General features: G+C 64.4%; 14 protein-coding genes and 1 tRNA gene. 10 read left to right on the plus strand and 5 right to left on the minus strand.

Going from position 1 to position 19,804, the window contains the following annotated elements:
- A partial coding sequence (locus JHD67_RS17795) for a hypothetical protein (protein ID WP_233172018.1) occupies window positions 1-428 on the plus strand: 428 nt, incomplete at its 5' end.
- A gap of 243 nt (window positions 429-671) precedes the next feature.
- Here the strand turns inward: JHD67_RS17795 and JHD67_RS17800 are convergent.
- Window positions 672-1,832 (minus strand): acyl-CoA dehydrogenase family protein, encoded by a 1,161-nt coding sequence (locus tag JHD67_RS17800; RefSeq protein WP_199100535.1) that lies wholly within the window; start codon window positions 1,830-1,832, stop codon window positions 672-674.
- 254 nt (window positions 1,833-2,086) lie between these two features.
- Here JHD67_RS17800 and JHD67_RS17805 point away from each other — a divergent pair, with 254 nt between their 5' ends.
- The 3 genes from JHD67_RS17805 to metH are packed head-to-tail and all read left to right on the plus strand — an operon-like array spanning window position 2,087 to window position 6,802.
- Window positions 2,087-3,013: a metalloregulator ArsR/SmtB family transcription factor gene (locus JHD67_RS17805; RefSeq protein ID WP_199100536.1), complete on the plus strand. Its 927-nt coding sequence runs from the start codon at window positions 2,087-2,089 to the stop codon at window positions 3,011-3,013.
- A gap of 18 nt (window positions 3,014-3,031) precedes the next feature.
- The gene (locus tag JHD67_RS17810) at window positions 3,032-4,111 is read left to right on the plus strand and encodes a homocysteine S-methyltransferase family protein (protein ID WP_199100537.1); all 1,080 of its coding nucleotides are present in this window, start codon (window positions 3,032-3,034) and stop codon (window positions 4,109-4,111) included.
- A 6-nt stretch (window positions 4,112-4,117) separates the two neighbouring features.
- Window positions 4,118-6,802, plus strand: a complete 2,685-nt coding sequence (gene metH / locus JHD67_RS17815) for a methionine synthase (protein ID WP_199100538.1) — start codon at window positions 4,118-4,120, stop codon at window positions 6,800-6,802.
- Between the two features lie 41 nt (window positions 6,803-6,843).
- Here metH and JHD67_RS17820 read toward each other — a convergent pair whose 3' ends face one another.
- Window positions 6,844-7,185, minus strand: a complete 342-nt coding sequence (locus JHD67_RS17820; RefSeq protein WP_199100539.1) for a lipid-A-disaccharide synthase N-terminal domain-containing protein — start codon at window positions 7,183-7,185, stop codon at window positions 6,844-6,846.
- 132 nt (window positions 7,186-7,317) lie between these two features.
- Between JHD67_RS17820 and JHD67_RS17825 the strand changes: the two genes are divergently transcribed.
- Window positions 7,318-7,392, plus strand: a tRNA-Val gene (locus tag JHD67_RS17825).
- Between the two features lie 110 nt (window positions 7,393-7,502).
- Here the strand turns inward: JHD67_RS17825 and JHD67_RS17830 are convergent.
- A complete protein-coding gene (locus JHD67_RS17830; RefSeq protein WP_199100540.1) occupies window positions 7,503-8,147 on the minus strand; it encodes a response regulator transcription factor in 645 nt (214 codons plus the stop codon).
- Window positions 8,148-8,935: 788 nt separating this feature from the next.
- Here JHD67_RS17830 and JHD67_RS17835 point away from each other — a divergent pair.
- Complete coding sequence (locus JHD67_RS17835; protein ID WP_199100541.1) at window positions 8,936-9,115, plus strand: hypothetical protein; 180 nt, start codon at window positions 8,936-8,938, stop codon at window positions 9,113-9,115.
- Window positions 9,116-9,236: 121 nt separating this feature from the next.
- Complete coding sequence (locus JHD67_RS17840; RefSeq protein WP_199100542.1) at window positions 9,237-9,692, plus strand: hypothetical protein; 456 nt, start codon at window positions 9,237-9,239, stop codon at window positions 9,690-9,692.
- A gap of 148 nt (window positions 9,693-9,840) precedes the next feature.
- On the opposite strand, the gene JHD67_RS17845 is transcribed toward JHD67_RS17840, so the two are convergent.
- Both JHD67_RS17845 and JHD67_RS17850 read right to left on the minus strand, forming a co-directional pair.
- A complete protein-coding gene (locus JHD67_RS17845) occupies window positions 9,841-11,433 on the minus strand; it encodes a hypothetical protein (protein WP_199100543.1) in 1,593 nt (530 codons plus the stop codon).
- A 2-nt stretch (window positions 11,434-11,435) separates the two neighbouring features.
- Window positions 11,436-11,885 (minus strand): DUF3574 domain-containing protein, encoded by a 450-nt coding sequence (locus JHD67_RS17850; protein WP_199100544.1) that lies wholly within the window; start codon window positions 11,883-11,885, stop codon window positions 11,436-11,438.
- 349 nt (window positions 11,886-12,234) lie between these two features.
- On the opposite strand from JHD67_RS17850, the gene JHD67_RS17855 reads away from it, so the two are divergent.
- From JHD67_RS17855 to JHD67_RS17865, 3 genes are all read left to right on the plus strand, one after another.
- Window positions 12,235-14,691 (plus strand): TonB-dependent receptor, encoded by a 2,457-nt coding sequence (locus tag JHD67_RS17855; RefSeq protein WP_199100545.1) that lies wholly within the window; start codon window positions 12,235-12,237, stop codon window positions 14,689-14,691.
- 113 nt (window positions 14,692-14,804) lie between these two features.
- The gene (gene recC / locus JHD67_RS17860; RefSeq protein WP_199100546.1) at window positions 14,805-18,293 is read left to right on the plus strand and encodes an exodeoxyribonuclease V subunit gamma; all 3,489 of its coding nucleotides are present in this window, start codon (window positions 14,805-14,807) and stop codon (window positions 18,291-18,293) included.
- A partial coding sequence (locus tag JHD67_RS17865) for a UvrD-helicase domain-containing protein (RefSeq protein ID WP_199100547.1) occupies window positions 18,290-19,804 on the plus strand: 1,515 nt, incomplete at its 3' end. The genes recC and JHD67_RS17865, both read left to right, overlap by 4 nt.

Genomic DNA, 19,804 nt, shown 5'->3' on the forward strand with positions numbered 1-19,804 from the left:
AGGGTAAAGCGGACGACATCGAGGGCCGGTCCGTGGGCCGGGTGAAAGGTGAAACGCAGATCGGATGGGCGCGCCATCGGCGGTCCCTGTGTAGCTGGCAGGAACGCACTACGATGAGGCCAGCGGGCCGCGTGACCCATCCGGAGAAGGCCGCGCGTGCTGTCAGTGTCGGCCGAACCGTACGCCTAGGCATGCCGACACGGCGATGGACCGTCAACGCTGCTGCGCCCATCCGTGCCGGTGGCTGCAGTACTACCTGCCGTCGTAGCCGCTCCATGGGACAAGACGCGCGGCGGATCGGCATGGCGGCGCGCGTTGCCGCGCTGGGTGCGCAAGGCCAGCCGGTAATGGTGATTATGCGCGGCTGTTCGCGCGCCATTAGCACCACGGCGTGGTATGGGTGGATGCTGGAGTGCGGTTTGCGCTAGAGCGCACGCAAAGACTCGCGAGAATCGATCGACGGCGAGATAACGCCCTAAGTTGCCCTGACAACTAGCCGACGTAAAGCATGAACCATGCAAGGAGTAGCGCCATCCGTGGCGCGAGGGGACCTGACTCCCTGGATGGTCGCAAGTATTTGCGAATCGCCCCCCCCGGGTCAAATACCCAAATGACGCACCCATAAAAAACGCCCGGCCGAGCAACCCGGCCGAGCGTGGTTCAAGCGTGGATCAGCGCAGGCCGGTTTCGGCGCGGGCGATCACGATGCGCTGGATTTCGCTGGTGCCCTCGTAGATCTCGGTGATCTTGGCATCGCGGAAGTAGCGCTCCAGCGGCATCTCCTTGGAGTAACCCATGCCACCGTGAATTTGCACGGCCTGATGCGAGATCCACATGGCCGCCTCGGAGGCGGTGAGCTTGGCGATGGAAGCCTCGGTGCCGAAGCGACCGCCGTTCTTCTCCGCCTCGCCCTTGGCCCAGGCGGCGCGCAACGTCAGCAGCATGGCGGCGTCGAGCTTGCACTTCATGTCTGCGATCTTGGCCTGCGTCATCTGGAAGGTGCCGATCGGCTGCCCGAAGGCTTTGCGATCGCGCGACCACTGCAAGGACGCCTCATACGCCGCCCGCGCGATGCCCACGGCCTGCGAGGCGATGCCGATGCGGCCCGCGTCGAGCAGGCTCATGCCCATGGCGAAGCCCTTGCCTTCGTCGCCCAGCAAGTTCTCCTTGGGACACACGTAATCGGTGAACTCGATTTCGCAGGTGGCCGAGGCGCGGATACCCAGCTTGGGCTCGCTTTTGCCGGCATGGAAACCTGGCAGCTGCGTATCGATGATGAAGGCCGATACACCCTTGGCACCGATGCCGGGCGTGGTGATGGCGAACAGGATGATGTAGCGCGCCACCATGCCGGAGGTGATCCAGCTCTTCTTGCCGTTGATCACCCAGTCGCCGTTGGCGTTCTTGGTGGCGCGCGTATGCATGGCCGAAGCATCCGAGCCCGATTGCGGCTCGGTCAGCGCATAAGCGCCGATGCCTTCGCCCTGGGCGATGGCGCGCACGTATTTCTGTTTTTGTTCCTCGGTGCCATGCTTGAGAATGCCGGTGCAGAACAGCGAGTTGTTCACCGACATGACGGTGGCGGTGGCCGCGTCGGCCGCGGCGATCTCGATCATCGCCAGTACGTAGGCGATCGGGTCCATGCCCGCGCCACCGTACTCGGTGGGCACCTCGATGCCCATCAGGCCCAACTGCCCCATCTCGCGGATGTTGTCCAGCGGGAACTCCCCTTTCTCGTCCAGCTCCGCCGCCACCGGCACGATGCGCTTTTGCGCAAAGTCGCGGGCAATGGCCTGAATGGACAGCTGGTCGTCGGTAAAGCGGAAATCCATGAATGGCTCCAAAGGGGAGGAGTAAGCCGGCTATTTTAGCCTGCTTGCGCCGACACCCCTTGTGCGGTCGCAGCACGCCGGCCACTTGGGCGAACGTAACGTCGGCCAGCTCCCGGGGCCCCTTCGCGTCCCCGCGAACAGGTGCACGCCCGAATCCTCGGGGCGCGTGGACGCCCCGTTGCAGCGCAGTGCTTGACGTCCTCCCCGCCCGGACCTAGCCTTATGCATCTCTGTATCGCGATATAAGGATAATCATGGATCTGGCGACCGCCTCTAGCGTGCTCCGGCTGCTGGCAGATCCCACCCGCGTGCGCCTGCTCGCCCTGCTGGAACGCGAGGAACTGACCGTAGCGGAGCTGGCCTCGGTGCTGCATCTGGCGCAGCCCCGCGTATCCACCCATCTGGCCAAGCTCAAAGAGGCCGACCTCGTACGCGACCGCCGCGCGGGTGTCTCCGCCTACTACCGTGCCAACAGCGAGACCGACGAGCGCCAGCAGGCCTTGCTGAAGTCTCTGCGCGAGAGCATCGACGACGCGCTGCTGCGCGAAGACGCCGACCGCCTGCCCAGCGTACTGGCGCAGCGCGCCCGCGAGGAGGGCTGGGCCGATACCGTGGCCGGCGACATGGAACGCCACTACTCCCCTGGCCGTACCTGGGAAACACTCGCCCGCTCGCTGCTCCAGTTGCTGGAAACCGGCGACGTGCTGGATATCGCCTCCGGCGACGGCATCACCGCGGAACTGCTCGCACCGCACGCGCGCTCCATCGTCTGCGTGGATAGCAGCGAACGGGTGGCGGAGGCCGCGGCCCAGCGCCTGAAGCCTTTCACGAATGTCGAAGTGCGCCAGGGCGACATGCACGCGCTGGACCTGGGCGACCGTCGCTTCGACCTGGTGTTGATGCTGCACGCCCTCACCTATGCCGAACAGCCCGCACAAGCCGTGGCCGAAGCGGCGCGCCTGTTACGCCACGGTGGTCGCCTGCTCGCCGTGACGCTGGGCAAGCACGATCATCGCGCGGTAGTCGAACCGTTCGATCACCGCAACCTTGGTTTTGCCTCGGCCGATCTGGGCGACTTCGCCAAGAGCGCGGGGCTGGACGTATTGAGCTGTACGCGCCTGAGCCGCGAGCGCAAGGCACCGCACTTTGAAGTCATCAGCCTGCTCGCGCGCAAGCCCTGAGATTCGGGAGTTCTATCTATGAGTTCGCTGCCCTGGCTTCATCCCGAACGCGTCGCCCTGCTACAGCAGCAGTTGCGCCGACGCATCCTCATCATCGACGGCGGCATGGGCACCATGCTGCAAGGCCATCAGCTGGACGAAACGGGCTTTCGCGGCGAGCGCTTTGCGCAGGGGCACGACAGCACGCATGCGCACGATCATCCCGGCGACTGCGATCTGAAGGGCAACAACGACCTGCTGACGCTGACCAAGCCCGAGGTGATCCGCGGCGTGCATGACGCTTATCTGGCGGCCGGTGCCGACCTGGTGGAAACCAATACCTTCAACTCCACCCGCATCAGCCAGGCCGACTATCACCTCCAACACCTAGCCTACGAATTGAACCTTGAAGGCGCCCGCATAGCGCGCGCCGCCTGCGACGCGGCAGAGGCCAAGACACCCGAGCAGCCGCGTTTCGTGATCGGCGTGCTTGGCCCTACCAGCCGCACCGCCTCGCTCTCCCCGGATGTAAATGATCCAGGTTTTCGCAACGTCACCTTCGAAGAATTGGTGCTCAACTACACCGAGGCCGCCCATGGGCTCATCGATGGCGGCGCCGATGTCATCATGGTCGAGACCATCTTCGACACGCTTAACGCCAAGGCCGCGCTGTTCGCGCTGAGCGAGCTGTTCCACCAGCGCGGCGTGCGCTTGCCGGTCATGATCTCCGGCACCATCACCGACCGGTCGGGACGCACGCTGTCAGGCCAGACCGCCGAGGCTTTCTACTATTCGGTGAATCACGCGCGCCCGTTGTCGGTGGGACTCAATTGCGCGCTGGGCGCGTCGGACCTGCGCCCGCACGTGCAGGTGCTGGCCGATACCGCCGACTGCTTCGTCAGCACGCATCCCAACGCCGGCCTGCCCAATGCGTTTGGCGAATACGACGAAACGCCCGAGCAGATGGCATCCGTGATCGCCGGCTTCGCGCGCGATGGGCTGGTCAACCTGGTCGGCGGCTGCTGCGGCACTACCCCGGCCCATATCCAGGCCATCGCCGACGCCGTGCGCGACATCGCGCCGCGCGCGCTCCCCTCCGATCACGCCAAGGCCGCCTGAGCTCCAATGATGTCTCGCCACACCCGCCTCTCCGGCCTTGAGCCGCTGGTCATCACGCCCGATCTGCTGTTTGTCAACGTGGGCGAACGCACCAACGTCACCGGCTCCGCGCAATTTCGCAAGCTCATCAAAGAAGATCGCTACGAAGAAGCCGTGGACGTGGCGCGCCAGCAGGTCGCCAGTGGCGCGCAGATCATCGACGTCAACATGGACGAGGGCCTGATCGACTCGGAAGCCGCGATGACGCGCTTCCTCAACCTGATCGCCGCCGAGCCGGACATCGCCCGCGTACCCGTCATGGTCGACTCCTCCAAATGGAGCGTGATCGAAGCCGGGCTGCGCTGTCTGCAAGGCAAAGGCATCGTCAACTCCATCTCCATGAAGGAAGGCGAGGCACCGTTTCTCGAACAGGCCCGCAAGGTGCAGCAGTACGGCGCCGCCGTGGTGGTGATGGCTTTCGACGAACAAGGTCAGGCCGATACCTGCGCGCGCAAGGTCGAAATCTGTTCGCGCGCCTACGAGCTGCTCACTCGCGAGTTGGACTTTGCGCCGGAAGACATCATCTTCGACCCCAATATCTTCGCCATTGCCACCGGCATCGAAGAACACAATAACTACGCGGTGGACTTTATCGAGGCCACCCGCGAACTGAAGCGCCGCTTTCCTGACACGCATATTTCCGGTGGCGTCTCCAACGTATCGTTCTCGTTCCGTGGCAACAATACGGTGCGCGAGGCAATCCATTCGGTGTTCCTGTATCACGCCATCAAGGCCGGCATGGACATGGGCATCGTCAACGCCGGCGCCTTGTTGATCTACGATGACGTGCCCACCGAGTTGCGCGAGCGCGTCGAAGACGTGGTGCTCAACCGCCGCCCCGATGCCACCGAACGCCTGCTGGAAATCGCCGACAACTACAAAGCCAAGAAAGGCGAGGTTGTCGTCGAGAACCTGGCGTGGCGCGACAAGCCGGTGCGCGAACGCCTCAGCCACGCCCTCGTGCATGGCATCGACCAGTACGTGATCGAGGACACCGAGGCCGCGCGCGTCGCCACCACGCGCCCGCTGGACGTCATCGAAGGTCCGCTGATGGACGGCATGAACGTGGTCGGCGACCTGTTCGGCGCCGGCAAGATGTTCCTGCCCCAGGTGGTGAAATCCGCCCGCGTGATGAAGAAAGCCGTGGCGCACCTCATCCCTTATATCGAAGAAGAAAAAGCACGCACCGGCGAAGCCAGTCGATCCAATGGCAAGATCGTGATGGCCACGGTCAAGGGCGATGTACACGATATCGGCAAGAACATCGTCGGCGTGGTGCTCCGCTGCAACAACTTCGACGTGATCGATCTTGGCGTGATGGTGCCCGCGCAGAAGATCCTGGAAACCGCCATCGCCGAGAACGCTGACATCATTGGCCTCTCCGGCCTTATCACGCCCTCGCTGGAAGAGATGAGCCATGTCGCCCGCGAAATGCAGCGCCAGAATTTCGAGATCCCGCTGCTGATTGGCGGCGCCACCACCTCGCGCGCGCACACCGCGCTCAAGATCGAGCCGCACTACAAATCACCCACCGTATGGGTGAAGGACGCCTCGCGCGCCGTTGGCGTGGCGCAGTCGCTGGTGAGCAAGGATCTGATCGACAACTTCATCGCCAAGATCCGCGCCGAATACGCCGAAGTCCGCGAGCGTCATCGCCAGCGCGGCAACGGCAAGCCGCTGGTATCGCTGGACAAGGCGCGCAGCCAGCGCTTCACCACCGACTGGGCCACCTACGAACCGCCGCAACCGCGCCAGCCCGGCATCACGGTGCTCGATCACTACGACCTGGCCGAGCTGCGTCAGTACATCGACTGGTCGCCCTTCTTCAATGCGTGGGAACTGGCCGGTCGCTACCCGGCGATTCTGGACGACGACATCGTCGGTACGCAGGCGCGCGAGCTGTTCAAGGACGCGCAAGCCATGCTGGACCAGCTTATTGCCGAGCGCTGGCTTACCGCGCGCGGCGTGATCGGCTTCTGGCCGGCCGCCAGTGTGGGCGACGACATCCAGGTGCAACTGGCCGATGGCGAGACCGTCACACTTCATCATCTGCGCCAGCAGGTGGATAAGCCCGTGGAACGGCCGGACTTTTGTCTGAGCGATTTCGTTGCACCCAAAAAGGCGGACAAGCCCGACTGGATCGGCGGCTTCGCCGTCACTGCCGGCATCGGCATCGACGCGCATGTAGCGCGCTTCGAAGCGGCGCACGACGATTACTCCGCCATCCTGCTCAAAGCGCTGGCCGACCGCCTGGCGGAAGCCTTTGCCGAACGCCTGCACGAACGGGTGCGCCGCGAGTTCTGGGGTTTCGCGCCGGATGAGTCGCTGGATAACAACGCCCTGATCGACGAGCAGTACCGCGGCATCCGCCCTGCCCCCGGCTACCCGGCGTGCCCGGACCACACGGAAAAGGCCACCCTGTTCCGCCTGCTGGACGCCCCGGCCAACACCGGCATCGAGTTGACCGACGGTTTTGCGATGTTCCCCACGGCCGCGGTATCCGGCTGGTATTTCGCCCACCCGGACAGTCAGTACTTTGTAGTGGGCCGCCTCACCCGCGAACAGGTGGACGATTACGCTCGCCGCAAAGGCTGGAGTCGCGAGGAAGCAGAGCGTTGGCTGGCACCGAACCTCGACTACGACCCCGACTGATTCATGCGAAGAAGGCCGGCGCCAGGCGCCGGCCTTTCCGCTCAGACTTCGCTTTCCACCAGCGAACGGCGCTTCACTTCGCGCATATGCACGAACAGGTTGTAGACCGACACGAAGGCGGGGAAGAAGTTGGAGAGGATGCCTACCGAGTCGTTCTTGCCGAATACGAAGTAGGACAGCAGCAAGGCGCTGCCCACCACCGACAGCCACCAGAACGACAACGGCATCACGACGCGCTTAAGCTTGCGGGTGTAGTACAGCTGCACGAACCAGCGGCTGGTGAACATGATCGAGCCCAGGTAGCCCACCATTTTCCAGGGGGTGAACTCGAAGCGGTGCAGGGCTTCGAGGATGTGGGCAAATTCGTGCTGCAGAAAATCCATGTGCCGAGCCCGTTCAAGGAAAACAGGGCATTTTACCTGCCCACCTTTCACCGAACTGCCTTCGCCGAGATTTTTTCTGTCACAAAGGCTTGACCGAGCCCCCACTACCCCGTATATTTGCGCGCTCTCGGCGGGCGATTAGCTCAGCGGTAGAGCACTGCCTTCACACGGCAGGTGTCGCAAGTTCGATCCTTGCATCGCCCACCACCGAATCTCCTGAGAAATCAGCGAAAAAGCCACTCCCAAAGAGTGGCTTTTTTTGTTGCTGGCGACTGCCCGCCCGCCGCGCCGGTACGCCGGCGCACGCGCCCCGGCCCTTATGCCAGCAGGCCGCTCTCGCGGGCGTACGTATAGATATCCACGTCACTGCGCAGACCCAGCTTGGTCATCGCGCGATTCTTCTGTCCGCTGACGGTCTTGACGCTGCGGTGCAACTGGCCGGCGATATCGGACACCGTGCGACCCGAGGCAAACAGACGCAACACCTCCGCCTCTCTGGGCGACAGCATCTTGCCCGGCTGCATCGGAGTATCGGACATCACGTCACCGTTAATTTGCTCGCGCACGCACTGGCTAAGGTAAATCTTGCCGCGCAGCACCGCGCGCACCGCATAGCTCAGTTCGCCATGCACGTCAGACTTGTGAACCAATGCCCGTACGCCGGATGCGTGGATGTACTGAAGGATCGCCGGATTGCTCAATGCGGTCATCACCAGCACCGGCATATATGGCCAGCGTCGCTGGAGCTGGCCCAGCAACCCCATACCGTCCATCGCCCGCGCGGAAGGCATGATGTAGTCGGTCACCACAGCGTCACAGGGTGTCGTGGTGAGCACGTGCAATAGCTCCTCCGGCGAGGTTGCCGTAGCGACCACGCTAGTCAGGCCATCGCTTTCGAGCACCGCACGGGCGCCCAGCGAAACGACCGGATGATCGTCCGCAAGAATGATTCTGGTCGTCATACATTCGCTACTCGGTCTGTCAACGTCATGCCCGTGGGCCCCTGCGCATCGGCGCAACCATGAAGGGCATCGGACAAGTCCTCAGGGAATGAGGCACTGATATGTCGTGTTATGGATGAAAGGCCTCAGGTCGGCGATGACGCTGCCATGCGGCAAAAAGCCTCACGCCTGTCATGCACTGCCTGCATCAACGCCCGGGCTAGCGCGATAGCGTCCTCCTCTCGCAAGGACAGCGAGGCGGGACCCATCACCAGTTGGACCGCGGTATCGCACGCCGGCAAACCGGAGCCGACCACCGTCAGCGGACCATCGCAGGTATCCACCCGTCGCCGGGTCGAAGCTTTTGCGCTCCAGCGGCCAGGCACTTCAGTTGTGGGATGCTGATACGACACGTCGAATAGCCTCTTCCGGGGTGAAGGTAGCCGCGCGCTCCTGTCGGGGCGCCGACGGCCCGCCATGGAAATGGCGCGTCTATACAGCGTTGAGCCCGTGAAGGGCCTACCACCTCGGCCGACTCCATGGCCGTGAGCGAACTCCCATAAGGCTAGGAGCGCAGTCGCGCAGGAAATATCGGACAACGCTGAAAGTGGCTGCTCTGTAGTAGGAATTCACTGTCAGCCCACCAGCCGGCGACGTAGCTGTCTTTCCCTCGTGCAGCCATTTGGATATGGCAATGTCCGCAGACGGTCAAAATCGACGCCTAACCTGCGCCTCGTCAGGCACGCCACGCCCGAGCGGCAGCCTTACGGGAGAACAGCGCCATGTCGTCCGAGCGGAGCCCGATTCCCATGACCGAGGCACTACAGGCAGCCCTGGAAGAGAACGACCGGCTGCACCGCGAAATCCATCTGTTGCGAGCCCAGTTGCGTCGCCACCCCAGCGGCGAACTACAAATACGCCAGACCCGGCGCCAGTTGGCCTCGCTGGCTCACGCCACGCCCTGCACCACTCCGCCCCCGGTCGGCTGAGCATCCTCCCCTCGCGGCCGGTCATGGCGGGGTCTGCGACGGACCACCCATTTTTCCGATACACAACGGCCCCCAGGGCGGCGAGAATACCCCGTCAAAATTTTGTCTAGGGGAGGCAAACATGGGCCATGGAGATTTGACGGGTCACCCCGTCATCCAGTTGCTCGTCGTTACGCGGGGTTTGGTCGAGCTGACCGATCGCACCATGTCCGACACGGAGCTGTCGCACGCCGCCGCCGACGTACTGGTGTTCGCCGCGCGCCAGGCGGCACGACTGGTGGAAGACCTGGTGAGCACGCGCACCCGTGACACCAGCCGCACCCAGGCCTTGGTGCAATGCGCCAGCAGCGCGGACCTCGACCGTGCCTATATCGACCTGGAATGCCTGGCCGATGCGGCCAGCATGATCCGCGCCCACGGCATTGGCTCGCAGTACCGGGCGCATCTGGCCTATCTGATGCGCTACGCGGCCGAATCCGCCTGCCATGCCCTGGAACGCGCCGAGCGCGCCATGCGCAAGACGGCCGCCGCCCCATCCGCCACCGCCGCCAGCCAGGGCATGGCCTTGCCCAACTAAGCTCGCCGGAACATACCTGGTGCCCCGCCGCGCGATGGCCGGGCACCGCGCCTAGACGGTGCCCGCCACCCACGCAGCGAGGCGTGCGGATTGTGTAAGAGCGCGCGTGCCTCATCCTTGAGGCGACTCTCACTTCGGCAACGCGCGCCTACTCGACACGAGATGGTGCGGACTGTGTCGCGAATGAAAGCAGTACCAGCACGCACGCCAGCGCCGCATAGGCGCCGGCAAACTGCCAGACCACATAGCGCGATGCCGCATCCAGCGTCCACGGCAGATAGATGCCGCCGCTCAGCTCGACCGAGTGGATGATGCCGACCAGGCTGAGCCCTGCGCCCAGCAACAGTATCCACGCCGCCCGCCGTGGCCGGGCATCGATCAGCGCGACGAGGAAGCTTGCCCAGATCATCGACGTGATGATGAACCCGTTACCCAGCACGGCGATCACCGCAAGCTCGGAAAGGCCATGGCTGCGATCGTTGAACAGCGCGGACACCCGCTCGGGCGACACGTAGGTGGGATCGATGAGCTTGATGGTGACCATGCGTGCAATCGCCGGGAAGAAGCTGAACACCACGGCCGCCGCATAACGCGTGGGCGTGGCCTCGAACGCCTGCACGGTAATACCCACCGCCACGAACACCAGGATGGGTGCGAGCACCGACAGCGGCAGCAACTCGACCAGATTGGACAGATAACCAAATACCCCGCCCAGGCCAATCACGATGCCGGTCAGCAAGGTGTAACCGCTGCGCGCGCCCATCGCCTTGTACGAAGGCTGCCCGATGTACGGTGTGGTCTGCGCCACGCCACCGCAAAACCCCGCCATCAGCGTGGCCAGCGCCTCCACCAGCAGAATGTCGCGTGTGCGGTAATCGTCGCCTGCCGCGCGGGCGCTCTCGGTGACATTGATGCCACCCACCACCATCAACAGGCCAAATGGCAGGATCAGCGGCAAATACGGGATGGCCGCGCCCACGCCCTGCAACCATTGCAAGCCAGGCAGGGGCAATGCAAATCGCCATTGCCAGGCAACGGGTGCGTGATAACCCTCCCCCAGCCAGCCCAGCGGGCCCAGCACGTAATACAGCAGCACCGACAGCAAGAACGCCACCAGCACCCCGGGCAAGCGCCACGGCATGCTTCCGCGCGCCACCAGTGCATACAACACCACGCCCAGACCCGCGAACCCCACCACCGGCACCTTGAGAATTTCCACCAGCGGCAAAAATCCCATCAGCACCAGGGCGATGCCGGCGATGGAACCCAGCAGGCCCGCGCGTGGCACATGTCGCTGCACCCAGCCGCCGAAGAACGACAGCACAAACTTCAGCACGCCCATGATTACCAGCGCCGCCATGCCCAGCTGCCAGGTGGCGATGCCGGCCGCATGCTCATCCAGGCCCGACTGCTTGAAGCCAAGAAACGCCGGCCCAAGCACCAACAGCGCCATGCCGATGCTGGTGGGTGCATCCAGACCCAGCGGCATGGCGGTGACATCGTCCCGCCCGGTTTGTCGCGCAAGCCTGCGCGCCATCCAGGTATAGGCAAGGTTGCCCAGCAGCACGCCGAAGGTGGTGCCCGGAAACATATGGAGAAACACGATATCGGCCGGGAACCCGAAGATGCCGATAAGCGCGGTGGCCAGAAACGCCATGATCGACAGATTGTCGACCACCAGCCCGAGAAACCCATTGAGATCGCCGGGGCCGAACCAACGCGGGGAAGTGGTGGCGCGCATGATCAGAACGACACCTCGGCCGGCTGGGTCACGCGCAACACCGACTGATCGCCCGTGCGTTGCTTCCATGCCGTGCGAATGGCTTCCACCTTGGCGCGATTGGCGGCGGAGTCAGGGTAGTCAACGATCAACATCTTCGAGCGCAGGCGCTCCGGTGTCGACTGCTCCTTGCCCTGCCACTGCCCGTACACATCGACCACGCTGAGGCCATCGGGGAAACGCGGCGTTACCTCCGCATCGAGGAAGTCGCGCCAGCCCTGCTCGGAAACGCCGCCATGGGCGTCACCTACCAAACCCAGGCCAAAGAACAGGCGAGTCTCCACCCAGCCCTGCGTCTGCGCCGGGTGCGCCGCATCGCCCTGCAAGGTGGCGGACGTGGTCGGCGCTGTCGTTGCGCAGGCGCAGAGCAAGGCCAAGGAGAGGGCAATCGATACGAAACGCATATGAAGCATGGTTATTTCCTTATGACGCTTTTGGCCATCCAGACGGATAGACCGTCAAACTCGACGGCTTTATACGCAAAGTATTGACAACAGAACTTGCGCAATGCAACAAATAACTTCCGGCGCACACCATCGTGCCGGGCCCACTGCCAGCTTTACCCTGGGGATCAGGCGTGTCGGATCGCAAAACCAACCTACCTGTATCCCCACATGCGCCGCATGGCTTGCCCATGCGGCGATGTTGTTTCGACTGAAACTTCAGGCGCCGCCGCGTTGGCGCCGACCGACACTGTCTACGGCATCCCATGCTGCTCCTACGGATCGGCGCATGGATCGCTGCATCCTGAGGAACCTATTCATGCCGCTTCGCCACGCCGCTTCGCCCCGCGCTCGCGTACTGACCACGCTGATCGTCGCCATCCTGGCCGCGCCAATGGCCCACGGCCAATCCGCCCCCACCGACGGCGCCGCCAAGACGCTCGACCAAGTGGTGGTTACCGGCGTGCGCGCCAGCAATCGCACCTCGTTGGACTCCCCCGTACCGGTGGACGTGCTGACCGAGCAGGATCTGCGCAACGCCGGCGCGGTGAACGGTGAGCTCGGCGCGGCACTGGCCGTGCTGCTGCCTTCGTTCAACTTCCCTCGTCAATCCAACTCCGGCGGCTCCGATCACGTGCGCTCGGCCCAATTGCGTGGCCTGTCACCGGACCAGGTGCTGGTACTGGTCAATGGCAAGCGTTTCCACACGTCGGCCCTGGTCAATACCGACACCAAGATCGGCAACGGCACCACGCCGGTGGATTTCAACGCCATCCCGATCAGCGCCATCAAGCGCGTGGAAGTGCTGCGCGACGGTGCCGGCGCGCAGTACGGCTCCGATGCAATCGCCGGCGTGGTCAACATCATCCTCAAGGACGCGCCCCAGGGCGGCGAGGTAAACACCACCTACGGCGCGTACCACACCCACTTCAGCCCTACCGACCGCGCCATCACCGACGGTCAGGGCGGTTACGCCAGCGCGGACTTCGGCAGCACGCTCGGCGGCACCGGCTTCTTCCACGCCGGTGTGGAAACCAGCCACCACGCGGGTACCAATCGCGCCGGTTACGACACCGTGCCCGACTTCATCGCCGACCCGACACCCGCCAACCTTGCGCTGCAGGGCAAGCGCAACTATGCCGCCGGCGATCCCCCCAATGAGAGCTACAACGGCTGGTTCAACAGCGAGCTGCCGCTCAACGAGAATGCGCGACTGTACTGGTTCGGCACCTATACCCAGCGCCACACCGTCGGCGACAACTATTTCCGCTACCCCGACAGCGACGCCAACATCCCCTCGATCTACCCTGATGGCTACCTGCCCCAATCGATAGGTCACAACCGCGACGTGCAGACCGCCGGCGGCCTTCGCGGCAACCTCGGCGAATGGAGCTACGACGGCAGCCTGAACTGGGGCAGCAACGCCTTCGACTACGACCTGCGCCATTCGCTCAACGCCTCGTTGGGCGCGGCCAGTCCCACTTATTTCCATATCGGCAACTACACCTTCGACCAGGCCACGGCCAACCTCGACGCCAGCCGCCCCTTCGAGCTGGGCGGTCGCCCGGTGACACTCGCCGTGGGTACCGAGTACCGCCATGAGAATTTCCGCACGGGTGCAGGCGATCCCGCCTCTTATGCCGTCGGACCCATCGACGCCCCCGCCGGCGCCCAGGCGGGCGGCGGCCTGCAACCGCAAGATGTCGCCGATCTATCGCGCAACGTGCAGGCGGCCTATGTGGAACTGTCCAGCGATGTCACCGACAACTTCTTCGTCGATGCGGCCGGGCGCTATGAGCACTACAGTGATTTTGGTGGCAACTGGAGCGGCAAGCTCAGCGCGCGATGGGAGTTCACGCCGGGCTTTGCCCTGCGCGGCGCGGCATCCAACAACCTACGCGCGCCCTCGCTCAGCCAGATCGGCTACGAGGCCACCACCACCGGCTACGGCGCGGACGGACGCCTGGTAACCGGCCGCATCCTGTCGGTGAACAATCCGCTGGCGCAAGGCCTCGGCGCGCAGCCGCTGAAGCCGGAGAAATCGCGCAACTTCAGCGTGGGGCTCACCGGGCAGTTGGGCAGCGCCTTCGACTTCTCGCTCGACGTTTACCAGATCGCCATCGATCACCGCGTCACGCTCTCCGAAACCATCGACAACGACGGCCTGGAGGCCTATATCCAGCAACAGTTCGGTATCGCCGGTGTGCAGAGCGTGCAGTTCTTCACCAATGCGGTGAACACCATCACGCGCGGCGCCGAACTGGTCGGCAATTACCGGACCAGCGTGGCCGGTGGCAACCTGCTGCTAACCCTGGCCTACAGCCACAACAACACGCAGATCCGCAGCGTGGAGGCCACCCCGCCGCAGCTCATCGCGGCCGGCGCGGACAACGTGCTGTTCGGCGTGGAGGCGCGTAATACGCTTACCGACGCCGCGCCGCGCCAGCGCGGCAGCTTTACCGCCAAGTGGGACAACGCACGCTGGAGCCTGCTCAGCCGGGTCACCCGGCAAGGCGCCACCACGCGCGTGTTCGACTTCGGCGACGGTTACGTACCCACGCAAACCTACGTACCACGCTTCCAGCTCGATGCCGAGGTGGAGTACCACCTCACCTCGCAGCTGAGTGTCGCCCTGGGCGGCGACAACATCACCAACCAGTATCCCACCCGCTCCAACAGCGACATCAACTACGGCGGCAATTTTCCCTACGACGTGATTTCGCCCATCGGCAGCAATGGCGCCTACTGGTACGGGCGGGTGCGCTACACCTTTTGACCTGCGGCAAGGGCACCGTCTCAAGAGCTGGGACGGCGCCAGGGCAAGATACGGGACATCGCTCGCCCGCTCGGCGAGAATGCCCGCATGAGTACAGCCAACCGTTGCCTGCCGTGAGCCACAGCCTGGACCTGCCCCTGGAAGACCCGATCGAGCCGGGTCTGATGGTGATCCATGGCAACCGCATGGAAGACCTGCGCGACCTGCTGACCGCCTGGCTGGCGCGCGCGCCGCTGCGGCCGCTGGAAGACGAACTGATGCTGGTGCAAAGCAACGGCATCGCGCAGTGGCTGAAATGGGCACTGGCGCGGCCCATCGGCGAAGGTGGCCTGGGGGTGAGTGCAGCAATCGATGTTCAGCTCCCCGGTCGCTTCCTGTGGATGGCCTATCGCAGCGTGCTCGGCCGCGAGGCGGTGCCCACCACGTCGCCCTTCGATAAATCCCGCCTCAGCTGGCGACTTTTGCGCCTGCTGCCGCAACACCTTCACGAAACGGATTTCGCCCCGTTGCGCGACTTCCTGCGCGACGACCACGACGAACGCAAGCGCTTCCAGCTGGCCGAACGCGTGGCCGACCTGTTCGACCAATACCAGGTGTATCGTGCCGACTGGCTGATGGACTGGGAGCACGGCAACGATTCACTTGGCGACGAATTGCGCGGGCTTCGCACGCCGCTGCCCGATGATCAGCGCTGGCAGGCACGCTTGTGGCAGCTGCTGCTGGACGACGTAGGCGAGGAGCGCCACAACCACCGTGCCGCCGTGCATCGCACCTTTCTCGAACAGATCGCGCGCATGCAAACACGCCCGGCCGGGTTGCCACGGCGCATCGTGGTGTTCGGCATTTCATCGCTGCCCCAGCAGACGCTGGAAGCATTGACCGCGCTATCCCGCTTCAGCCAGGTACTGCTGCTGGTAGCCAACCCCTGCCGGCACTATTGGGCCGACATCATCGAAGACCGCGAATTGCTCAAGGCCGCCCAGCGCCGCCATGCCAACAAGCCGGGCTTGCCCGCGGAGCCGCGCTACGAAGATCTGCACCTGCATGCCAACCCGCTGCTGGCGGCCTGGGGACGCCAGGGGCGCGACTACATCCGCCTGCTCGATGCGGTGGATCAGCCCGCCGCCTATCGGCAGCGCTTTGCGACCTGGAACCGCAGCATCGACGTATTCGTCGATACCGATAACGACAGCCTGCTGAGCCAGGTCCAGCAATCCATTCTCGACCTGGAACCCCTGCCGGACGCGCCCAGCGCGCGCAAACCCTGGCGCGAGACCGATCATTCGCTGCATTTCCAGGTAGCGCACAGCCCGCAGCGCGAAGTGGAGATCCTCCACGACCAGTTGCTCGCCCTGTTCGATCGCGCCGCCCATAACGGACACCCCCTATCGCCCCGCGATGTCATCGTGATGGTGCCGGATATCCAGACCTATGCGCCACACGTGCAGGCCGTGTTCGGCCGATTGGCAAAAACCGATGCACGCTACCTTCCCTATTCGGTAGCCGATCAACCTTCACGCGGTGCCGTGCCCTTGATGGTGGCACTGGAGCACCTGCTGTCCTTGCCCGAATCGCGCTTTGCCGTCAGCGACCTGCTCGATCTGCTCGATGTACCAGCCTTGCGCGCGCACTTCCACATGGACGAAGCCGGCCTGCCGGTGCTGCGTCGCTGGATAGAAGGCGCCGGCATTCGCTGGGGTCTCGATCCCGCGCAGAGGGAGAGCCTGGAGCTGCCCGGGCTGTCGCAGAACAGCTGGCGCTGGGGACTGCGTCGCATGTTGCTCGGCTACGCCGTTGGCGATGGCGAGACCTGGCAGGACATTGCCCCTTACGACGAAGTCGGTGGCCTGGACGCGGCCATGGTCGGCCCACTGGCCGCCCTGCTCGACCGGCTGGAGCATTACTGGCAACTGCTGCGCGAGCCGGCAACGCCTGAGCAATGGCAGCAACGCCTGCAAACCCTGCTGTTGGATTTCTTCGATCCCGCCGACCCTGGGGATGGCGATCGCCTGGCCCGGCTCGCCGATGCGCTGGATGAGTGGCGCGATGCCTGCGATCAAGCCGACTTCGCCTTACCGCTGCCACTGAACATCGTGCGCGAGCATTGGCTCAAGTCCATCGACGAAAGCCGCCTCTCGCAACGCTTCATGGCCGGCGCGGTGAGCTTTTGTACCTTGATGCCGATGCGCGCCATTCCGTTTCGCGTGGTGTGCCTGCTGGGCATGAACGATGGCGACTACCCGCGCCAGCAGGCACCCGCTGATTTCGACTTGATGGCTCAACCCGGCCATGCCCGGCCGGGCGATCGTTCGCGGCGCGAGGATGATCGCTACCTGTTCCTTGAAGCGCTGGTGTCGGCCCGCGACACGCTCTATCTCAGCTGGGTCGGCCGTAACGTGCGCGACAACACGCACCTGCCGCCCTCCGTGCTGGTGGGCCAGCTTCGCGACTACCTCGCGGCCGGCTGGTATGCCGAAGGCGACGACCCCTTCGACGACGGCGCCGGCCAACGTCTACTCGATGCGTTGACCACGGTGCATCCGCTGCAAGCGTTTAGCCCTCGCTACTTCCGCGCGGATGCCGATACGCGCCTGTTCACCTATGCCAGCGAGTGGCGCCAGGCGCATCGTGACCAAGCGCCTCGGCCCCATCAGGCCCCCCTCGCCGCATGGGAGCCGGACGCACCGTTGGGCATCGCGCCGCTGCAAGCCTTTCTCCGCAACCCGGTGCGCTACTTCTTCAATCAACGCCTGAAAGTGCACTTCGGCGAGCTGGACCAGGAAGCGCTCGACGACGAACCCTTTGCACTGAATGCACTGGAGCGCCACCTCGCCGCCGCCACCGTGACACGCGCCGCCATTCACGCCGGCCTTGTCGGCCATGCCGTGGACGACGCCACCCAGCGACTGGTGCAACAAGGCGTGCTGCCACCGGGCGGTTTTGGTGAACTGAGTCGCGATGCGCTCGCCCGTGAGGGGCGCGAGCTTTCTGCTGCCTGGTTGGCGGCCTGCACGCGCTGGCCGTCCCTGGACGACAAGATCGAACTGCAGTGGGCCGGTCACGATATGCGCGTGGAAGACTGGCTTACCGATCTGCGTCGCGGTGACAGCACACCCTACGCTCGCTTGGAGCTTGCCGCCGGCAAGCTCCTGCAAAAGCCCAGTGGACTGCGTTACGACAAACTGCTCGGTGCGTGGATCGTGCACCTGCTGGCGCATGCGCAAGGCCTGAGCATGCAAACCCGCGTGATCGCGCTCGATGCGCAGGTGATTCTGCGCGCGCTCGACGCCCAGGAAGCCGACCAGCATTTACAGGCACTGGCCGACGCATTGCGCACCGGCATGCATGCTCCGCTCCCGCTCGCGCGCAAAACGGCATTCGCCTGGCTTCAGCATCGGGACGACACGGAGAAGGCACGCAAACAGGCGCAGATGGCTTATGAAGGCAGCGGCTTCGGACCTGGCGTGGGCGAAGTGCAAGAAGATGCCTACCTTGCGCGCGCCTGGCCGCGCTTCGACACGTTACTTCAGGCCGGCTTCGAGCAGTGGCTGGCGCTGTACCGCCCACTGGTGGACATCGCCATGCTGGGAGACGACGCATGAATGCGCCAAGGACACTGCAACCGCTGCAACTCCCACTGGATGGCATCCAGCTCATCGAAGCCAGTGCCGGCACGGGCAAAACCTGGACCATCGCCGCGCTCTACCTGCGCCTGGTGCTCGGCCACGGAAACCCCAACGGCACATCCTTGCTGCCGGGACAGATCCTGGTGCTTACCTTTACCAAGGCGGCCACGGCGGAGCTGCGCGAACGCATACGTGAACGCCTTGCCGATGCCGCCGAAGCCTTTCGCGGGCGCCGCGAGCCGGACGACTTTCTGCGCGAGCTCATCGCCGCGCACGCCAGTGATGACGAACGCGCACGCGCTGCGCGTCAACTGGAGCTGGCCGCGCAATGGATGGACGAGGCCGCCATCCACACTATCCATGCCTGGTGCCAGCGCATGCTCGCCCAGCATGCCTTCGATAGCGGCCACGCGTTCGTGCAGGACACCAACACCGACGTAAGCGAACTGCTCGCCGAAACCGTGCGCGACTATTGGCGTAGCCATTTCTTTGCCCTGGATCGCGCGGGCGCGGCGCTGATCAGCCGATGGTGGCGCGACCCGGCGGCGTTGCAGAAAGCATTGCGCCCGCTATTGCGTCAGCCACTGGAAAATGTGCGCCTGGATGGGCATCCCCTATCCGATGATACGCAGGTGCTTGCCCGCTTCCAGCAACGCATCGTCACCGCGCAGGCCGCCGAGGACACTGCGCGCGCCGCGTGGCTGGCTGATATCGACACCATCGAGGCCATGTTCGCGCAGGCACTGCAAGCGGGCGCGCTCAACGGCACCAAGATGCGCCGTGAACGCGTGATCGCCGACCTTGCCCAATTGCGCCTCTGGGCTCAAGGCGAAGCGGACGCCCCCGTCCATCTGGAGCGCTACGCACAGCCCTATCTGATCGGGGCCAAGAACAAGAACGCCGAACCGCTCACACACCCGGCCTTCGCCGCCATCGCCGATAGTCTGGATGCGCGCACCCCCTTGGAACCCCTGCAAGCGGATGTATTGGCCCAGGCCACCGTATGGGTTGCCCGGCGACTGGAGCAGACCAAGCAACGGCGAGCCCAGCTCGGCTTCGATGACATGCTGCGGCGACTCGACAGCGCGCTGAACAGCGACACCGGCTCGCGCCTCGCCGATACCATCGCCAAGCAATATCCCATCGCGCTCATCGACGAGTTCCAGGATACCGACCCGCTGCAATGGCGCATCTTCCGGCGCATCTATGCCGAGCGCGAGCGTACTGGCTTGCTGTTGATCGGCGACCCCAAGCAAGCCATCTACGGATTCCGCGGCGCGGACATCCACACCTATCTGCGCGCCCGCGACAGCGCTAGCCAACCCACCTGGACCCTGGACACCAATTACCGTTCGACCCAGGCCTTGGTTGCCGCGGTCAATCGGGTGTTCGAGCATGCCGATACGCACGCCGAGGGCGCCTTTGCGTTCGGGCACGGCACCCACGCGCTGCCATTTCACCCGGTCAAGGCGCGTGGGCGTGACGAG

The sequence above is a fragment of the Dyella sp. ASV21 genome (genome assembly GCF_016428975.1).
GTDB lineage: Bacteria > Pseudomonadota > Gammaproteobacteria > Xanthomonadales > Rhodanobacteraceae > Dyella.